Annotated in this window: 14 protein-coding genes and 2 tRNA genes; 10 read left to right on the plus strand and 6 right to left on the minus strand. The window is 61.7% G+C overall.

All coding sequences use genetic code 11. The annotated features are described in order from the left end of the window. Window positions 1-2670 (minus strand): sensor domain-containing protein, encoded by a 2670-nt coding sequence (locus ACPWMG_RS07480; RefSeq protein WP_483304019.1) that lies wholly within the window; start codon window positions 2668-2670, stop codon window positions 1-3. A 130-nt stretch (window positions 2671-2800) separates the two neighbouring features. Then, window positions 2801-3685 (minus strand): LysR family transcriptional regulator, encoded by an 885-nt coding sequence (locus ACPWMG_RS07485; protein WP_483304020.1) that lies wholly within the window; start codon window positions 3683-3685, stop codon window positions 2801-2803. A gap of 119 nt (window positions 3686-3804) precedes the next feature. Between ACPWMG_RS07485 and ACPWMG_RS07490 the strand changes: the two genes are divergently transcribed. From ACPWMG_RS07490 to ACPWMG_RS07535, 10 genes are all read left to right on the plus strand, one after another. Further along, complete coding sequence (locus ACPWMG_RS07490; protein ID WP_483304021.1) at window positions 3805-5046, plus strand: CaiB/BaiF CoA transferase family protein; 1242 nt, start codon at window positions 3805-3807, stop codon at window positions 5044-5046. Then, window positions 5043-6044 (plus strand): hydroxymethylglutaryl-CoA lyase, encoded by a 1002-nt coding sequence (locus tag ACPWMG_RS07495; RefSeq protein ID WP_483304022.1) that lies wholly within the window; start codon window positions 5043-5045, stop codon window positions 6042-6044. Before ACPWMG_RS07490 ends, ACPWMG_RS07495 begins: the two co-directional genes overlap by 4 nt. Window positions 6045-6103: 59 nt before the next feature. Further along, the gene (locus ACPWMG_RS07500) at window positions 6104-7087 is read left to right on the plus strand and encodes a Bug family tripartite tricarboxylate transporter substrate binding protein (RefSeq protein WP_483304023.1); all 984 of its coding nucleotides are present in this window, start codon (window positions 6104-6106) and stop codon (window positions 7085-7087) included. Between the two features lie 113 nt (window positions 7088-7200). After that, a complete protein-coding gene (uvrC, locus tag ACPWMG_RS07505; RefSeq protein WP_483304024.1) occupies window positions 7201-9318 on the plus strand; it encodes an excinuclease ABC subunit UvrC in 2118 nt (705 codons plus the stop codon). Window positions 9319-9415: 97 nt separating this feature from the next. After that, window positions 9416-9982: a CDP-diacylglycerol--glycerol-3-phosphate 3-phosphatidyltransferase gene (gene pgsA, locus ACPWMG_RS07510; protein WP_483304025.1), complete on the plus strand. Its 567-nt coding sequence runs from the start codon at window positions 9416-9418 to the stop codon at window positions 9980-9982. Window positions 9983-10051: 69 nt separating this feature from the next. Beyond that, a complete protein-coding gene (locus tag ACPWMG_RS07515; protein WP_483304026.1) occupies window positions 10052-11134 on the plus strand; it encodes a tartrate dehydrogenase in 1083 nt (360 codons plus the stop codon). A gap of 255 nt (window positions 11135-11389) precedes the next feature. After that, window positions 11390-11662, plus strand: a complete 273-nt coding sequence (locus tag ACPWMG_RS07520; RefSeq protein WP_422829542.1) for an HU family DNA-binding protein — start codon at window positions 11390-11392, stop codon at window positions 11660-11662. Window positions 11663-11679: 17 nt separating this feature from the next. After that, window positions 11680-11755: transfer RNA gene (locus ACPWMG_RS07525), tRNA-Val, on the plus strand. Between the two features lie 272 nt (window positions 11756-12027). Then, on the plus strand, window positions 12028-13968 hold the full coding sequence (locus ACPWMG_RS07530; protein ID WP_483304027.1) for a SurA N-terminal domain-containing protein: 1941 nt from the start codon (window positions 12028-12030) through the stop codon (window positions 13966-13968). A gap of 29 nt (window positions 13969-13997) precedes the next feature. Further along, window positions 13998-14073: transfer RNA gene (locus tag ACPWMG_RS07535), tRNA-His, on the plus strand. 99 nt (window positions 14074-14172) lie between these two features. Here the strand turns inward: ACPWMG_RS07535 and ACPWMG_RS07540 are convergent. The 4 genes from ACPWMG_RS07540 to ACPWMG_RS07555 all read right to left on the minus strand — a co-directional run bounded on the left by ACPWMG_RS07540 (window position 14173) and on the right by ACPWMG_RS07555 (window position 17941). Beyond that, the gene (locus ACPWMG_RS07540; RefSeq protein WP_483304028.1) at window positions 14173-14694 is read right to left on the minus strand and encodes a MarR family winged helix-turn-helix transcriptional regulator; all 522 of its coding nucleotides are present in this window, start codon (window positions 14692-14694) and stop codon (window positions 14173-14175) included. 69 nt (window positions 14695-14763) lie between these two features. Beyond that, window positions 14764-15963 carry a Gfo/Idh/MocA family protein gene (locus tag ACPWMG_RS07545; protein WP_483304029.1) on the minus strand — a complete coding sequence of 400 codons (1200 nt, stop codon included), beginning with the start codon at window positions 15961-15963 and terminating at the stop codon, window positions 14764-14766. Then, window positions 15963-16931 carry a PDR/VanB family oxidoreductase gene (locus ACPWMG_RS07550; protein ID WP_483304030.1) on the minus strand — a complete coding sequence of 323 codons (969 nt, stop codon included), beginning with the start codon at window positions 16929-16931 and terminating at the stop codon, window positions 15963-15965. The genes ACPWMG_RS07545 and ACPWMG_RS07550 overlap by 1 nt, the downstream gene beginning before the upstream one ends. Before the next feature lie 26 nt (window positions 16932-16957). Beyond that, window positions 16958-17941: a Bug family tripartite tricarboxylate transporter substrate binding protein gene (locus ACPWMG_RS07555; protein ID WP_483304031.1), complete on the minus strand. Its 984-nt coding sequence runs from the start codon at window positions 17939-17941 to the stop codon at window positions 16958-16960. Window positions 17942-17960 lie beyond the last annotated feature (19 nt).

Genomic DNA, 17960 nt, shown 5'->3' on the forward strand with positions numbered 1-17960 from the left:
CTAAATCATGTAGGTGATGTGGGGTGTGTGCGGCTCATCCAGCAGCCGTGCAAATACATCCGCCGGCACAGGGCGGCTGCGCAAGTAGCCTTGGTAGAGGTTGCAGCCGCGCCCGCTCAAAAACGCCAACTGCTCGGGTGTCTCCACGCCTTCGGCCAGCACCAGAATGCCCAGGCTGTGGCCCATGGCGATGATGGCCGAGGCGATCTCCATGTCATCGGCTTCGGTGGGTATGTCGGCGATAAAGCCGCGGTCGATCTTCAGCACATCCAACGGAAAACGCTTGAGATTGGCAAGCGATGAATAGCCCGTGCCGAAGTCGTCGATCGCCAGGCCGATGCCCAGCGCGCGCAGGCGCTGCAGGGTTTCCAAAGCTTCGGCTTCGCGCTCCATCAGTGCACTTTCGGTCAGCTCCAGCTCCAGCCACTCTGCCGGGAAGCCCGTGCGTTGCAGCACCTGGGTGACCTGCGTGGCCAAGTCGGCGTGGCGGAACTGGCGCGGCGACACGTTGACGGCGATGCGCAGCGGCGGCAGGCCGGCGGCGCGCCAACGTTGGCCCTGGCGGCAGGCTTCTTCGAGCACCCAGGCGCCGAGTTCGCGGATCAGGCCCGTGGTCTCGGCCACAGGAATGAAGCGCGCGGGCGGAATCAAACCCTCCACCGGGTCGTGCCAACGCACCAGCGCTTCCGCGCCGATGATGCGGCCGGTGGCAATGTCCACCTGCGGCTGGTAGTGCAGGCAGAACTGCCCCTCGGCCAGCGCGCGGCGCAGGCGTGACTCCAGGCTCAGGCGCTCGCGCGCGGCGTGGGTCATGTCGTCGCTGTAGAACACATACAGGCCACGGCCATCGGCTTTGGCGCGGTACATGGCGGCGTCGGCGCCTTGCAGCAGCGCCTGCGGCGTATGGCCGTGTTGGGGAAACAGGCAGATGCCCACACTCGCGCCGGCGCTGACTTCGGCGCCCACGCTCAGGTGGCAGGGCTCGGTGAGCGCGGCAATCAGCTCGCCGGCCAGGCGTGCAGCGTCGTTGGGGTGGGGCAGGTCTTCCATCAGCAGCGCGAATTCGTCGCCGCCCAGGCGCGCCAAGGTGTCGGCGCGGCGCAGGCGCGACTGCAGGCACTGGGCCACGTGCTGCAGCAACTCGTCGCCAGCGGCGTGGCCGTAGCTGTCGTTGACGTCTTTGAAACGGTCCAGGTCGAGCACCAGCACGGCGCACTGCGCATCGGCACGGGTGGCGTCTTTCAACGCGTGCTCCAGGCGGCTGAAGAACAGCAAACGGTTGGGCAAATCCGTCAGCGGGTCGTGGTGCGCCAAGTGGGCCAGTTCGGCTTCCGAGGCCTTGAGGCGCGAGGTGTCGGTGATCACCGCGACGTTGTGCGTCACCTCGCCCTGGGTGTCATAGACCGTATTCATCGACACCGTGGCCGGGAACACCGTGCCGTCTTTGCGGCGGTGCCAGATCTCGCCGCGCCACGAGCCGGTGCTGTCGACGATGGTGCGCATCTCCTCAAAATACGCGGGCGAGTGGTGGTGCGGCGTGCGCAACAAGGCGGGTGAACGGCCCACCACTTCGGCCTCGCTGTAGCCCATCAGTTGTGTGAACGCCTGGTTGACCTTGCGGATCAGGCCGTCGATGCCGATGATCATCACGCCCTCTTGGGTGCTGCTGAGCACGGTGCCCACCACGCGCAGGTTTTCCTGTGTGCGCTGGTCGTCGGTGATGTCGCGCGCCAGCACCAGCACCTGACCGTTGCCTGCGCCCACCACGCGTAAATCAAACCAGCGGGTGCCGGTTTGTGTGACGAAGGATTCGGTGAACACCTGGCAGGGCTGGCCTTGCCGGGCGTCTACCAGCGCGGTACGCGCACGTTTCAGCATGTCGGCGGGCAGCATGGCCGACACATCCAGGCCAATCCACTGCTGCGGCGGGCGCGACAACAAGCGTTCGTCCGGCGCCCACACCGCGGCAAAACAATCGTGTTGGTCAACCAGGAACAGGCGGTCGGGCAGGGCCTCCACAATGGCGCGTAACCGTGCTTCGCTGTCGCGCAGTTTCTCCGCCGCGTGGTGGCTGGCGGTGATGTCGCGCGACACACCCAGCACGCCGAAGATGTCGCCGTTGGTGTCGAACAGCGGGGCCTTGGTGGTTTCCAGCAGCACCTCGTCGCCCAGGTGGTTGCGTACCCATTCTTCAAAACGCACGGGGGTGCGCTGGCCCATGACCTGCCGGTCCATGGCGCGAAAGCTCGCGGCCAGCTCGGCGGGCACAAAGTCGTCGTCGGTGTGGCCGATGATGTCTTCGATCTTCGCGCCCAAGAGGCTCTCCACCGGCACATTGCATTGCACAAAACGGCCCTGCGGGTCTTTGATGAACACGTGGTCCGGGATGGATTCCACCAGTTGCTGCAACTGCACGGCGCTTTGGTGCTGTGAGCGCCACACGGCGCTGGCGCGGCGCAACATCCACCACACCAAAAGCGTGGTGACGGTCAGGAAAGAGGTGTCCACAACGGCGTGCAGCCAGTTGTGCTCGGGGGCGTTGACGTCAGAGACGTGGTCCAGCCAGAAGTCGCCACCCGCAATCCAGAAGCCGGCAATGGTGAGATAGAGCAACGCGCCCACCCATGGCGATATGCGCAAATTCAGGAACTTGCTTTGCCGGGAGGACATACTTTTTCTAACGCCTCAAAGTGGGGAGCGTGGCGGGCGAGGGGGCGACCAGTTGCGTTCCATTCTGCATGGTTTGCCTCGCCTGCGCCATGCGGTGGCGTCCTACGTTGTTGGTGTTTGCTGACGCGGGCTAGGCTTTGTCGCGCAAGTGATCGACCAGCAGCCTCGTCACACTGGATAAGGATTCTTCCGACCGTACACATAGCGCCAACTGGCGCACCGCCCAGGGCTCGGCCAGCGGCACGGTGCGGATGGCCAGCGCGCTGTAGAGCGCCGCGCTGCCGCGTGGCAACACGCCCACGCCCAGGCCAGCCACCACCATCAAACACAGCGCGTCGTAGCTCGTCACCTGGATGCGCAGCTTCAGCGGCAGGCCCGCCTCGGCGGCGGCGCGCGTCAGCACGTTGTTGATGGCGCTGCCGGGGTGCATGCCGACAAAGTCGTAGGCCAGTGCGTCGGTCAGCCTGACCGACTTGCGCCGGGCGAGCGCGTGGCCCACCGGTACCACCAGCGCCAATTCGTCGCTGCGATAGGGCAGCAGGGTGACTTTTTCGCCGTAGTTGCCGGCGTTCAAGATGCCCACGTCGGCGGCGTTTTCGGCGACTGAGTGGGCAATGGCCGTGCTGATCTGCTCTTGCAGCCGCACGTCCACCTGCGGGTGCAGTGCCAGAAAGCTCTGAATCTGGCGCGGCAGAAACTGCGTGATGGCCGAGATGTTGGCCACAACACGCACGTGCCCGCGCGCACCTGAGCCGTAGTCGCGCATCTGGCTGGCAATGCCGTCCAAGTCGTTGAGCACGCCGCGCGCCAGGTTCAGCAGGGCGAAGGCGGCGGCGGTGGGCTCCACACCTTTGTTGCTGCGCGTGAACAGCTCCACCTTCAGCGCGGACTCCAGCTCAGACAAACGGCGGCTCGCGGCAGACGGGGCAATGTGCTCGCGCGCACTGGCGCGGGCGATGGTGTTTTCTTCCATCACCGCGACGAACAGGCGCAGGGACACGGGGTCGAGTTTCATGGTGGCTATCGTATTCCGTTTGCCATGCCGTTTTGCGATGGCAAGCTCGCGCATCAGCGTTTTACGGCTGGCGCGGCAAATGGAATCATCGGGGAAAAGTTAGCTTTCAGGAGACACGTATGCCGACATACGACAACACAAAACCATCGACGACCGCCGCCGCATTGCAAGGTGTGCGTGTGGTCGAGATGGGCCAACTCATCGCCGGCCCGTTCTGCGGCAAAACGCTGGGCGAGTTTGGCGCCGACGTGGTGAAGATCGAAGCGCCCGGCAGCGGCGACCCGCTGCGCAACTGGCGCATGCTCAAAGACGGCACCTCGGTGTGGTGGCAAGTGCAGTCGCGCAACAAACGCTCGGTGGCGCTCGACCTGCGCCAAAAAGAAGGCCAGGACATCGCCCGCAAGCTGATCGCCGAGGCCGATGTGCTGATCGAAAACTTTCGCCCCGGCACACTCGAAGCCTGGGGCATGGGCTGGGAAGAACTCTCGGCCCTGAACCCCGGCCTGGTGATGCTGCGCATCTCGGGCTATGGCCAGACCGGGCCGTACCGCGATCTGCCCGGCTTTGGCGTGATTGGCGAAGCCATGGGCGGCCTGCGCCACCTGACGGGCGAGCCCGGCCGTGTGCCGGTGCGCGTGGGGGTGTCGATTGGCGACACGCTGGCCGCGCTGCACGGCGCCATCGGTGTGCTGGCCGCGCTGCACCACCGCAAGGTCAACGGCGGTCAGGGCCAGGTGATCGACGTGGCGCTGCACGAAGCGGTGTTCAACGTGATGGAGAGCCTGGTGCCCGAGTACAGCGCGTTTGGCGCGGTGCGGGAGCCCGCGGGCAGCGCGCTCACCGGCATTGCCCCTTCCAACGCCTACCACTGCCAGGACGGCTGGGTGCTGGTGGCCGGCAACGGCGACAGCATTTTCAAACGCTTGATGATCGCCATTGGCCGCGCCGATTTGGCCGCCGCCCCCGACCTGGCCGACAACGCCGGCCGCGTGGCGCGGGTGGCCGAGATCGACGCCGCCATTGGCACGTGGACTGCCACGCGCCACATCAGCGTGGTGTTGGAAACCTTGGCCGCTGTGGGTGTGCCCGCCGGCCGCGTTTACACCGCCAAAGACATTGCCGAAGACCCGCACTACCGCGCCCGCGACATGCTGCTGCCGCAAACCACGCGCGACGGCTACACGCTGGAAGTGCCCGGCATCGTGCCCAAACTCTCGGCCACGCCGGGCACCGTGCGCAGCAGCGCGCCGGGCCTGGGCGACGACACCGATGCGGTGCTGCGCGAGATTGGCTTGACCGACGAACAGATCGCCGCACTGCACGCCCGTGGCGTGGTGGCCGGTGCCAAGGAGAAAGCATGAACACCTCAGTTGAAAACAATTTCTGGCAAGGCGCTGGCCGACGCATCTACCTGCAAGAGGTCGGCACGCGCGATGGGCTGCAGATGGAAGCCGTGTTTGTGCCCACCGAAGACAAAATCGCGTTGGTAAATGCGTTGTCTGCGGCCGGTTTGTCGAAGATCGAAGTCACGGCATTCGTCTCGCCCGCCGCCATTCCGGCGCTGCGCGATGCCGAAGCCGTGCTGCGTGAAATCGACCGCCGCCCCGGTGTGGTGTACAGCGCCCTGGTGCCCAATGTGCGCGGTGCCGAGCGCGCCATCGATGCTCACACCGACGAGTTCAATCTGGTGATGTCGTGCAGCGAAACACACAACCTGGCGAACCTGCGCATGACGCGCGCGCAGTCGTTTGCTGCACTCGCTGAGGTCATCAAACTGGCGCAATCCACATCGAACGGCCCATCGCTCAACATCTCGCTGTCGTGCAGCTTCGGCTGCCCGATGGAGGGCGATGTACCCACCGACGTGGTGCTCGACTGGGCCGCGCGTTTTATCGACCTGGGTGTGCAAGGCGTCACCCTGTGCGACACCACTGGCATGGCCTACCCGCCCCAGGTGGCGGCCCTCACCGCTGCCTTCCGCGCGCGCTGGCCACAGACCGAGATGACGCTGCACTTCCACAACACGCGCGGCATGGGCCTGGCGAATGTGCTGGCCGCCATCGACGCCGGGGCCGACCGGTTCGACAGCTCGCTGGGCGGGCTGGGCGGCTGCCCCTATGCGCCGGGCGCCACGGGCAATGTGTGCACCGAAGAAGTGGTGCACGCGCTGGCGCTGATGGGCTACGCCACGGGCATAAACGAGGCTCTGCTGCTGGCCGCTGCGCAGCGGCTGCCGGGCTTGATTGGCCATGACATTCCGAGCCAGATCGCCAAGGCCGGCCGCCGCCTGGACTTGCACGCCGTACCCGCCGACTTTGAGGCGATACGCGCCAGAGCATTGGCACGAGATGGTGCGTAAGACAGCGCCTGATTTTTCACCGATGACTTGATTCCCCAAAAACAAACCAGGAGACAACCATGAAAACCACCCGCAAACAATTCAACGCCTTGCTGCTCACTGCGCTGGCCAGCAGCCTGTTCGGCATGGCGCATGCGCAACCTGCGTACCCGTCCCGCACCGTCACCATGATCGTGCCCGCCGCTGCCGGTGGCACCACCGACTTGGCGGGCCGCATGTTGGCGCAGGCCATGGGGCCAGCGGTCGGCCAGTCGGTGGTGGTGGACAACCGCGCCGGTGGCAACGGCAACATCGCCGCCATCGCGGTGAAACGCGCCGAGGCCGACGGCTACACGTTGTTGATGCAGTACTCGGGCTACCACGTGATCTCGCCGCTGGTGGGCAAGACCGCATCGCCGTGGGAGCAAAAGGATTTTCAGCCCGTGGCGAATGTGCTGTCGGCGCCGCAGATCATCGTGCTGCGCGCCGACCTGCCCATCAAGAACATGGCCGAGTTGGTGGCCTACGCCAAGGCGCACCCGGGCAAGCTGAACTACGCATCTTCCGGCAACGGCTCGCTGCAGCACGTCACCGGCGCCATGCTGGAACAGCAAGCGGGTATTCAGATCGTGCACGTGCCCTACAAAGGCACGGGCCCGGCGCTGCAAGACTTGCTGGGCGGCCAGGTGGACTTGACCTTTGGCACGGCGCCGCCGTTCATGCCGCACATCCAGTCGGGCAAGTTGCGCGTGATTGCCGTCACCAGCAAGGAGCGCCTGCCTAGCCTGCCCGATGTGCCGACCACCGCCGAGGCGGGCTTCCCGGGCGTGGACGCCTCTTCGTGGTTTGCGGTGTTTGCCCCCGCCAATGTGCCCAAGCCGGTGATCGACAAACTCACGGCCGACATCAGCCGTGTGGTCAATACCCCCGCGTTCAAGCAAAAGGCGCTGGAGCAGGGCGCCACGGCCGACTACCAGACCCCGCAACAACTGGGCGACAAGGTGAAGACTGACCTGGTGCGCTGGGCGGGCGTGGTGAAGAGCGCCCGGATTGAGGCGGACTGAGTCTTTAGCCCAAAAGGCTGTTTGCGCTTAGCAGGCATGCGTGGACAGCTATTCATTTAGCAGGGTTTTCTGGTGGCGCGTAAGGTGACTTCGGCACAGTCACAATACGCCCCATGTCTAGCCAAACGTCCACTCCGGAATCCAGCCAAACGCCTTCCGCGCACCCCGAAGAATTGCTCAACCTGGTAGCCGCCTTGCCCGCGCTGCCAGGCGTGTACCGCTATTTCGACGCCGACAACGCCGTGCTCTACGTGGGCAAGGCCAAGAACCTGAAGAAGCGCGTCAGCACGTATTTTCAGCGCGACCATGGCGGCACACGCATCGGCCACATGGTCAGCAAGATCGTGCGCATGGAGACCACAGTGGTGCGCTCCGAGGCCGAGGCGCTGCTGCTGGAAAACAACCTGATCAAGGCGCTGAGCCCGCGCTACAACATCCTGTTCAGGGACGACAAGAGCTACCCATATTTAAAGATCACCTCGGCTCCAAGTGGCAAGAGTGCTGCCCCCACCGACGGCCCGCCCGCCGCCAACTGGTATCCGCGCATGGCGTATTACCGGGGCGCGGTGGAGAAGAAGCACCGCTACTTCGGGCCGTTCCCCAGCGCCTGGGCGGTGAAGGAATCGATCCAACTGCTGCAAAAAGTGTTTCGCCTGCGAACCTGCGAAGACACGGTGTTTGCCAACCGCACACGGCCGTGTTTGCTGTACCAGATCAAGCGTTGCTCGGGCCCCTGCGTCAACCTGGTGAGCCAGGCCGACTACGCGCAAGACGTCTACAACGCCGAGCAGTTTCTTGACGGCGAAACCCAGGCCGTGCTGAAGTCGCTGGAGGGCCGCATGATGGCCCACTCCGACAAGCTCGAATTCGAGCAGGCGGCTGATCTGCGCAACCAGATGCAGGCGCTGTCGACCGTACTGCACCAGCAGTCGGTGGACAACGTGTCGGATAAAGACGTGGACGTGCTCGCGGTGAAGGTGCAGGGCGGCCGCGCATGTGTCAACCTGGCCATGGTGCGCGGCGGCCGCCATCTGGGCGACCGGGCCTACTTCCCCACCCACGTGGAAGACGCCACCGCGTTGCGCGCGGCGAATCTCGACGACGACGGAGAAGACGCTGGCAGTGCAGTCGCGCAAGCCTCTACCGAGCTGCAGGTGCTGGAAGCCTTCATGGCGCAGCACTACATCGACGTGCCGATCCCGCCCACCTTGATCACCAGCGAAGCCGTGGGCAAGCCTTTGCTCGGTGCCTTGTCCGCTCAGACCGGTGTGCGCCTGACCGCCGTGCACACCCCGCGCGAGCAGCGCCGTCAGTGGCTGGAGATGGCACAAAAGAACGCCGGCCTGCAACTGGCGCGCCTTCTGGCCGAAGAGGGCTCGCAGCAGGCGCGCACCCGTGCCTTGGTTGACGCGCTGGATTTGGCGCCCGATGTCTTGGAAGAGTTTCGCGTGGAGTGTTTCGACATCTCGCATACCGCAGGCGAATCGACGCAGGCGTCGTGCGTGGTGTTCCACCACCACAAGATGCAGAACAGCGAATACCGCCGCTACAAGATCGAAGGCATCACCGGCGGTGACGACTACGCCGCCATGCGCCAGGTGCTCACGCGCCGCTACAGCAAGTTTGCCAAGGTGGCCGAGGGGGATGTGGTGGCGCCGGAAGCCGCTGTGGATTTGGCTGAAGTGATAGAGCCTGCGCTAGACGCTGTGCTCAACGCTGCGGGCGATGTGCCACCGGCTGAACAAGCGCCCACCACATCCGCACCACCACCCGCTCAAGCGCGTATGCCCGACCTGGTGCTGGTCGACGGCGGCAAGGGCCAGGTGTCTATGGCGCGCGAAGTGTTCGAGTCGCTCGGGCTCGACCTGGGCCTGATCGTCGGTGTTGAAAAAGGCGAAGGCCGCAAGGTCGGCTTAGAAGAACTGGTGTTTGCCGACGGCCGCCGCAAAGCCACGCTGGCGCGCGACTCTGCCGCGCTGATGCTGGTGGCGCAGATCCGCGACGAGGCGCACCGTTTCGCCATCACCGGCATGCGCGCGGCGCGCGCCAAGGTGCGCGTGGGCGGTAGCAAGCTCGAAGACATTCCCGGCGTGGGGCCGAAAAAGCGTGCCAGCCTGCTGCAGCGTTTTGGCGGTGTACGTGGCGTGGCCAGTGCCAGCGTGGACGACTTGGCGCGTGTCGATGGCATTTCGCAAGCGCTTGCGGAAGAGATTTATCGGGCCTTACGCTGAGGGCTTGCGCTGGATCAAGGTTGAGGTGTCCCAGTCTTATGTAGGTGAACCCAGCGCAGCGCCCAAATGTGGTGCTGCGCCGTGCCACAATCAGTGCATGTTTTGGACCACGCCCACCATCATGACCTGGACGCGCATCGTCGCGATCCCTTTGCTTGTGGGGGTGTTTTACCTGCCCATCACCGAGCAGAACCGCAACATGGTGGCCACCATCATGTTCATCGTGTTTGCCGCGACCGATTGGCTCGATGGCTTTCTGGCCAGGCGCTTGAACCAAACCTCGTCCTTCGGTGCCTTCCTCGACCCGGTGGCTGACAAAATTCTCGTGTGTGCCAGCGTGTTGGTGCTGGTGCACCTGCAGCGTGCCGATGTGTTTGTGGCGCTGATCATCATCGGCCGCGAAATCGCCATCTCCGCGCTGCGCGAATGGATGGCGCAAATCGGTGCCTCCAAGAGCGTGGCCGTGCACATGGTCGGCAAACTCAAGACCACCGCACAAATGGTGGCCATTCCTTTCTTGTTGTACGACGGCCTGTTTCTGGGCGTGATCGACACCCACGTGTGGGGCACCTGGCTCATCTGGATCTCGGCCGTGTTGACCGTCTGGTCGATGGTCTATTACCTGCGCAAGGCCTTGCCGGAGATTCGGGCCCGGGTCAAATAACGCACCGCTCTTCGCTGGCTGCGTTGTGTCTCACATGGAATCCATTTCATAACGAAGGAGCAAACCAGCATGGTGAAGAAGATTGCCGTGATCGCCGGCGACGGCATCGGTAAAGAGGTCATGCCCGAGGGCATTCGGGTCATGGAAGCGGCGGCGAGCCGGTTCAACATTCCGCTGCAGTTCGACCATTTCGACTTCTCCAGCTGGGACTACTACGAGCGTCACGGCCAGATGCTGCCCGACGACTGGAAAGACCAGATCGGCGGGCACGACGCCATTTACTTTGGCGCTGTAGGCTGGCCTGAGAAAATTGCTGACCACGTGTCGCTCTGGGGCTCGTTGCTGCTGTTTCGCCGCGAGTTCGACCAGTACGTCAACCTGCGCCCCGCGCGCTTGATGCCCGGCATCATCGCCCCTGTGGTGCGGCGCGATGGCAGCCCGCGCGAGCCCGGCGAGATCGACATGTACATCGTGCGCGAAAACACCGAGGGCGAGTACTCCAGCGTGGGTGGCCGCATGTACGCCGGCACCGAGCGCGAGATCGTGATGCAGGAGTCCATCATGTCGCGCATCGGCTGTGACCGCGTGCTGAAGTTCGCTTTCGAGCTGGCCCAATCGCGCCCCAAAAAGCACCTCACCAGCGCCACCAAATCCAACGGCATCGCCATCACCATGCCCTACTGGGACGAGCGGGTGGCCGAGATGGCCAAGGCCTACCCGGGCATCAACGTCGACAAGTTCCACATCGACATCTTGACCGCGCATTTTGTGCAGCGCCCCGACTTCTTTGATGTGGTGGTGGCGAGCAATTTGTTCGGCGACATCTTGAGCGACCTGGGCCCGGCCTGCACCGGCACCATCGGCATCGCGCCTAGCGCCAACCTGAATCCCACCCGCAAATTTCCGTCGCTGTTCGAGCCCGTGCATGGCTCGGCGCCCGACATTGCCGGGCGCGGCATTGCCAACCCTATCGGCCAGATTTGGTGCGGCGCGATGATGCTTGAATTCCTTGGTTACAAAGAAGCACACGATGCTGTTTTGGCCGCGATCGAAACTGTTTTGGCAGCCAAAGGCGATGCGCCGCGCACGCCAGACATTGGCGGCACGGCCAGCACTTCAGACGTAGGCCGCGCGATTGCAGCGCTCTTGTAACGCGTCTTGTATGAGACGTAAAAATGCATGCTGTGCATCCAGACATGCAAAAAATCGGCTTAGAATCCGCGTCCACGTTGGGTCAGACGGCTTTTGCCGATTGACACCCGCGTGACCCATGGTTTTAATTGCAAGCGCAGCGGCGCTGCAAAGTTACGTGTCTTGGGTTCGAGTCTTACTGTGCGCTGCAGAAAGATTGGACCGGGGTACACTTCTGACGATTCGTCTGAGCTAAATTTGAGTGAGGGATTCCTTGTGAACAAAACGGAACTGATTGACCACATTGCCAAGCACGCTGACATCTCCAAGGCCGCGGCTACCCGCGCTCTGGAATCCACGATTGGTGCAGTAAAAACCACGCTGAAAAAAGGCGGCACGGTTTCTCTGGTAGGATTCGGCACCTTCGCAGTTGGCAAACGTGCTGCACGTGCTGGTCGCAACCCGCGTACTGGCGCTGCCATCAAGATCAAGGCAGCCAAGGTGCCAAAGTTTCGTCCAGGCAAAGCATTGAAAGATGCTTTGAACTGAGACACCTGTTTCAGGTGGGGTGCTTAGCTCAGTCGGTAGAGCGGCGCCCTTACAAGGCGTAGGTCGGCGGTTCGACCCCGTCAGCACCCACCACGAGATAGAAAGCAAAAAAGGGTTTGGATTCGTCCAAACCCTTTTTTCATTTCCGCCCTGACTTCTTCCCCCGATTTCTCTACCAGCACGGCAACACTAGACCTCAAAGCAAGAGGTGTCCTTACCTAGGGCGGGGCCGTATTGGCCGGTCAGTCGGATGGTGGATAATGTGCGCTCGCGCCGCTGGCCTGTGTGCTCACACGCGCGCGGTGATGCGTCCTGACAAAGGCGAACACGTGGTTCGCCTTTTTGTTTTACAGAGAGTTTTCTTCATGTTCGATTTCATTCGCAAGCACACCAAAATCATGATGGGCTTGCTGTTCGTCCTGATCATTCCCTCCTTCATCTTGTTTGGGGTCGATGGCTACAACAAGATGAACGAAGGTGGCGCCGTGGTGGCCACCGTTGACGGTCATGACATCAAGCAGGTTGAACTCGACGCGGCGCATCGCAACGAAGTACAGCGTGTATTGGCGTCCACGCCCAACATCGACCCCAAGGTGCTCGACAGTGCCGAAGCCCGTTATGCCACCCTGGAAAACATGGTGCGTGAACGTGTGTTGGCTGCAGCTTCTGCCAAGTCGCATCTGGTGGCTTCTGATGCCCAATTGGCGCGTGCACTTGAATCTGACCCCAGCATTGCCGCATTGCGCAAACCCGATGGTTCGCTTGATGTTGAGCGTTATCGCCAGTTGGTGGGTAGCCAAGGCATGACGCCTGAAATGTTCGAAGCCCGCATTCGCGCCGATTTGTCGTCGCGCCAGGTGCTGGCAGGTGTGGCTGCAACATCGTTCACGCCGCCTGCTGTGGCTGATGCAACGCTCGATGCCTTCCTGCAAAAGCGTGAAATTCAAGTGGCGACCTTCAAGGCCAGCACTTATGCAGGCAAGATCAATCCTACCGACGCCGAGTTAGAAGCTTGGTACAAAGACCGCGCATCGCTGTTCCAGGCGCCGGAGCAAGCCACCATTGAGTATGTGGTGCTCGACACCGACAGCGTGAAGAAGAGCATCGTCCTCAATGAGGACGACCTCAAGACGTACTACAAGGAAAACGCCACCAAGCTCGCGGGCAAGGCCGAGCGCCGTGCCAGCCACATCCTGATCGCCGCACCCAAGAGCATGTCGGCTGCCGACCGCGAAAAGGCCCGCCAAAAAGCGGAAGCCCTGTTGGCTCAAGTGAAAAAGGCGCCAGCGACTTTTGCTGACGTGGCGAAAAAGAATTCCGAAGACCCGGGCTCCGCTGAAAAGGGTGGTGACCTGGACTTCTTCACGCGTGGCGCCATGGTCAAGCCGGTGGAAGATGCCGTGTTTGACATGAAAGTGGGCGATATCAGCAACGTGGTGACCACCGATTTCGGTTTCCACATCATCAAACTCACTGACGTGCGTGAACCCAAGGTGCGCAGCTTTGAAGAGATGCGTCCAGAACTCGAAGCCGAACTGAAAACCCAGCAAGCCTCACGCAAGTTTGCGGAAACGGCTGAGACATTCACCAATGGCGTCTATGAACAGTCTGACAGCCTGAAGCCTGTTGCAGACCGTTTGAAACTGACGATCCAGACGGCCACCATTGGCCGCCAGCCAGCGAATGGCGCCACGGGCCCATTGGCCAGCGCCAAGTTCCTGGATGCCGTGCTCTCGCCCGAATCGGTAGAGAAAAAACGCAACACCGAAGCCGTGGAAATTGGCCCCAACCAATTGGCCGCTGGTCGCATCGTGAATTACACCGCCGCTCACGCCGTGCCGTTCGCTGAAGTCAAAGCGAAGGTCCGCGAAATGGTCGTCGCCGAAGGCGCCGCCGCCATGGCGAAGAAAGAGGGCGAAGCCAAGCTGGCCAACTGGAAAGAAAAACCCGCCGATGCCGCTTCTGCCCTGGCACCTGCGGTGGTGGTGTCGCGTGACGACGTTCAGCAACAAGCGCCACAAATCATTCAAGCGGCGCTGCAAGTCAGCCCCACCACCTTGCCTGGCTGGACCGGTGTTGACCTGGGTACCACCGGTTATGCGGTGGTGAAGGTGAACAAGCTTGTGCCGCGCACGGGCAGCAACGAAGGCATGATGCAGCAAGGCCGGGAACAATACACCCGCGCCTGGGCCAGCAGCGAAGCCAAGGCTTACTACGACCAGTTGAAGGAACGCTTCAAGGTCAAGATCAATTTGCCCAAGCCAAGCACTATTTCTACAGTATCTGGCACCGAGGGCACCAAATAGCCAGTTTCGCGTTATAATCGTGAGCTACGGTGGCTGTAGCTCAGTTGGTAGAGTCCAGGATTGTGATTCCTGTTGTCGTGGGTTCGAGCCCCATCAGCCACCCCAACGAATACCGTAGACCATTTAAGTGCCTGATTCCATTTGGAGTTAGGCACTTTTTGTTTGGGTCGTCACATTGTTGCCATATGGCCTGCTACACGCAGATCATCGTGTTTTCGATCCGTCTATGGCAGCCAAGTCTTGTGAGAGATTTTGAATTACCGAAAGCAACGCGCGGCGGGTGGCCGTCACGTCGTCGTCTGCTACACCGGATAGCGCACATGCATTGACTTCTTCTGCCAGCGGCACCAGTATTTCTTTGAGCTGTCGGCCTTTGGGCGTAAGGAAGACGTAGAGATTTTTGCGATTGTCCGGCCGATGCTCACGTGTGACGTAGCCAAGCGACTCCATGGCGCGCAACGCGATGACCGTCGTCGGCTCCATCAGGCCGGCCTCATCGCTCAGTTCGCGTTGCGTCAGGCCATCCTGCTTCCAGAGGATGCGCAGAAAAGTCCAATGTCCCAATTGAACCTCGTGCCTCGCCAAGCGAACTTGGAGAGATCGCAAAAAGACCCGGGTGGCGTCTTTGATGAGATGCGCCATGCGGTCATTTGGAACCGCAGAATGCCAGTGCCTTAGCACACGGTCTTCGAGATCTGGTTTGTCCCGAAAAATGGACTTGCTCATAATGGACTGTTGCTAAGGGCGGCGTGAGGGCCGACCTGCTTCAAGCCGCGCAAGCTGGGCCCTCCGGCGTCACGTAAGTAGTTGAACATCGGCTCCTTTTCGCGAAGACTCCAGGAGTGCCAGGCATACGGCCAGGGTCGAACGTGCCCATTGGCCGTCGTGCAGTGGGGCCACTCCGTGGAGGACAGCCGCGACCAACTCGTCAATGACCTCAAAGCGGGGCACAGCTGGTGGCGCTAAAGAATGGTGTTCACGGGTGGCGTCGCCATAGACCCACACGCCATCGGGTAATGGACGAATGTCGCCATGTTCGCAACTGACCAGGATGGGCCCGAAGTGTTGATGGGCCGGCGTTTGTGTGGCACTTGGCAGACCTACAGCTCCCTGCGCCTTGTAGGAGGGGCCGCCATAAGTGGAAGCGGCTTTGAGCCTGGCTTCCTCGGCGGCAGATGGCACCGCAGCCAACCGCCTGCGCGCGGAGCCATACCCGTCAGGGTCTTTGGCCGCACCGAGCTCACCATGCCAACCGCACCACTCGTCAGAGTCAAAATGGCCATAACCGCTGTAAGTCACGCTGGCAAACGCGCCATTGTCGAACCAGAGCAGGGCGGAATATGCGCCTTCTGTGTTGCGTTGCGGATCCCAGTTGCCGGTGATGGCGCGCACGCCTGTGACTTGGCCGCCGGCCAAAAGCCGGACCACGTCCACTTGGTGTGCTGCTTGGCTGAAGACAACGCCTCCGCCGGCCTCGGTTTGCAGTTCTTCTGGTCGACGTGGGCGGTACAGGAAATCAGTGAAATTGAGCGCATGCACCATGCGCACCTGGCCCCACACGCCGCTTTGCACGAGCGAGCGTGCGTGCAGATAAGGGGTATCGAAGCTATGGCAATGCCCGACGATCAAGTGCACACCAGCCTTGGCGCAGCTTTCGATCATGGCGTCACACTCGGCCAAACTCAGCGCCATGGGTTTTTCTACCAATACATGTTTGCCGTGTGCCGCGGCGATGCGTGTCTGTTCGGCGTGGAATTGATGAGGGCTGGCGATGTAGATGGCCTCTACGCTGGGCTCTGCCGCCAATGAGGCGATATCGGCAAAGGCCGGTGCATCGAAGTCTCTTGTGAATTGCTTGCGCGCTTCTTCACGCGGATCACATGCGGCCACGAGTTGAAGACGGGAGTCGCCCAGAAAAGTGGGAAGCATCAAGGTAAAGGCGCGGCCGAGCCCTGCAATCCCTAAACGTAGGGGACGTTGAGTTTGGCCAGGCATCAAAGATCCAGTACCAGTTCGGCCGTTTTGGCGCGCGAGACACAAATCATGATGTTGGTTTCCATCTCCTCAGGCATCAACACCATGTCCCGATGGTCCGCTTCACCATCGAGTAGCTTGGTGCGGCAGGTGCCGCAGGTGCCGCTTTCGCACGAGGCGGCGGTGTTGCAGCCGTGCGCGCGCATGGCGTTCAGAATCGACGTGCCCACGGGGACTTCAAATCGCCGGCCCTCGCGTGCGAGGATGACATGGAAAGGTTTGTCGTCCGGCAGCGTCTTGCCGCCCTCGTCGAAGCTCTCGAAATGAATGTTCTTCGGGGACCAATGCCCAGTCATATCACGCACAGCCTCCATCAGCGCGCGTGGACCGCAGCAATAGACATGGGCCGTGTTGGGCTTCTCCAGTGCGGGCCAGAGATCAAACTGCTGCTCTGGATCTCCCTCGCTGTGATGAATCTTCACATTCCTCTTGAGCTCAGGTTGCCCAAGTTCTTCAAGAAATGCTGTCTGATCGGCATGGCGGGAAAGGTAGATCAGCTTCCATGGCACAAGGGAATCGTCGCCAAACGAGCGGATCATCGACAGCAATGGGGTGATGCCAATGCCGCCTGCAATGAACAAATGGGCCTTCGCGTTTTCGACCAATGGAAATGCGTTGTCAGGCACGGAAGTCGGCAGCGTGTCGCCTTCCTGAACCTCTTCGTGCATGCTGGCCGATCCACCTCGGCTGTTGGCCTCACGTTTGACCGTGATGACGTAGCGGGTTCGCTCTTCCGGTGTGTTGCAAAGGGAGTATTTGCGCATGGCTCCACTGGGCGTCTGCACCTTGATGTGCGCCCCAGGTGTGAATTCCGGTAGTTCGCCGCCATCGGGCAAAACGAGCTCGAAAGACCGTAGCCCGCGAGCGACGTCATAGGCGCGTGCCACTTTCAACGGCATCTGGGTGTCGGCGTGGGTCTGAAGTTCCATGTCTGAAGTCTCTGTCTCGCTTCGCGTCACTCTGCTTTGAGATCAGCTCGTTTCGCCGCGTCCTGTACCCGCTTTGCTTCGTTGCGCAAAGCGGTGGCCAACTGTTCAGGCGATCCACCGATGGGGTCTACGCCTGCCGTCTCCAGTTTCTGAACCACTTCCGGGTACTTCACAACCTTGGCAAATTCGCTGCTGAGACGTTGTACCACTGCGGGCGGTGTGCCTGTCTTGGCCAGCACCGCGACGTTGAATGCGAAGTCAAATCCGGGAATGCGTTCTCCTAGCGTTGGAACATCTGGTGCCAGCGGTGAGCGCTTGGCCGAGTTGATGGCCAGCAGTTTTACCTTGCCCGATTTCACAAAGCCCATGAGCGATGGTGGAGAGGCAAAGGCCATGTCGACCTGGGCGCCCACCAGCGCGGGAATCGAGTTCGCGCTGCCTTTGAACGGTACGTGGGTGACGGAGATGCCGAGCCCATGGTTCATCGCTTCGGCCGTCAAATGGTGGATGCTGCCCAAGCCTGATGATCCGTAATTCATCTGCCCAGGCGATGCTTTGGCCTGCGCCACCAACTCGTCCAGAGTGTTGGCTTTGACATTGGCGTTCACTGCCAGAAATAACGGGGCCGTGCCCAGGAGCGAAACGGGCGCAAAGTCCTTCTCTGGGTCGTAAGACATTTTCTTGATGATCAGCGGCGTGATGGCCAGCATCGGACCGTCTGTCAACATCAACGTGTAGCCATCCGCAGGAGATTGCGCCAATACACCCGCAGCGACGGAGCCGCTTCCGCCGGGTTTGTTCTCGACCAACACCGCCTGGCCCAGCGCTTCCTGCAAGCGTTGCGAAACGATGCGGGCGACCGTGTCTGGGAGTCCGCCTGGCGAGTAGGGCACGATGAGCCGAACCGGCTTGGAGGGGAAATCTTGCGCATGTCCGCTGACCGGCGAAATCATCGCAGCGAACGTGAGGCCCACTGCGGCCAAGGTGCGGAAGATGTTTTGCGATTTCATGTTGTGTCTCCTGGTTTTT

It is taken from the genome of Hydrophilobacter chitinilyticus (assembly GCF_049860745.1).
Taxonomy (GTDB): Bacteria; Pseudomonadota; Gammaproteobacteria; order Burkholderiales; family Burkholderiaceae_C; genus Rhodoferax_B.

What these genes read in the sequence shown, in the direction of transcription:
- ACPWMG_RS07480 (WP_483304019.1), bottom strand. Translation starts at nt 2,670, where the DNA reads ATGTCCTCCCGGCAAAGCAAGTTCCTGAATTTGCGCATATCGCCATGG.
- ACPWMG_RS07485 (WP_483304020.1), bottom strand. Translation starts at nt 3,685, where the DNA reads ATGAAACTCGACCCCGTGTCCCTGCGCCTGTTCGTCGCGGTGATGGAA.
- ACPWMG_RS07490 (WP_483304021.1), top strand. Translation starts at nt 3,805, where the DNA reads ATGCCGACATACGACAACACAAAACCATCGACGACCGCCGCCGCATTG.
- ACPWMG_RS07495 (WP_483304022.1), top strand. Translation starts at nt 5,043, where the DNA reads ATGAACACCTCAGTTGAAAACAATTTCTGGCAAGGCGCTGGCCGACGC.
- ACPWMG_RS07500 (WP_483304023.1), top strand. Translation starts at nt 6,104, where the DNA reads ATGAAAACCACCCGCAAACAATTCAACGCCTTGCTGCTCACTGCGCTG.
- uvrC (WP_483304024.1), top strand. Translation starts at nt 7,201, where the DNA reads ATGTCTAGCCAAACGTCCACTCCGGAATCCAGCCAAACGCCTTCCGCG.
- pgsA (WP_483304025.1), top strand. Translation starts at nt 9,416, where the DNA reads ATGTTTTGGACCACGCCCACCATCATGACCTGGACGCGCATCGTCGCG.
- ACPWMG_RS07515 (WP_483304026.1), top strand. Translation starts at nt 10,052, where the DNA reads ATGGTGAAGAAGATTGCCGTGATCGCCGGCGACGGCATCGGTAAAGAG.
- ACPWMG_RS07530 (WP_483304027.1), top strand. Translation starts at nt 12,028, where the DNA reads ATGTTCGATTTCATTCGCAAGCACACCAAAATCATGATGGGCTTGCTG.
- ACPWMG_RS07540 (WP_483304028.1), bottom strand. Translation starts at nt 14,694, where the DNA reads ATGAGCAAGTCCATTTTTCGGGACAAACCAGATCTCGAAGACCGTGTG.
- ACPWMG_RS07545 (WP_483304029.1), bottom strand. Translation starts at nt 15,963, where the DNA reads ATGCCTGGCCAAACTCAACGTCCCCTACGTTTAGGGATTGCAGGGCTC.
- ACPWMG_RS07550 (WP_483304030.1), bottom strand. Translation starts at nt 16,931, where the DNA reads ATGGAACTTCAGACCCACGCCGACACCCAGATGCCGTTGAAAGTGGCA.
- ACPWMG_RS07555 (WP_483304031.1), bottom strand. Translation starts at nt 17,941, where the DNA reads ATGAAATCGCAAAACATCTTCCGCACCTTGGCCGCAGTGGGCCTCACG.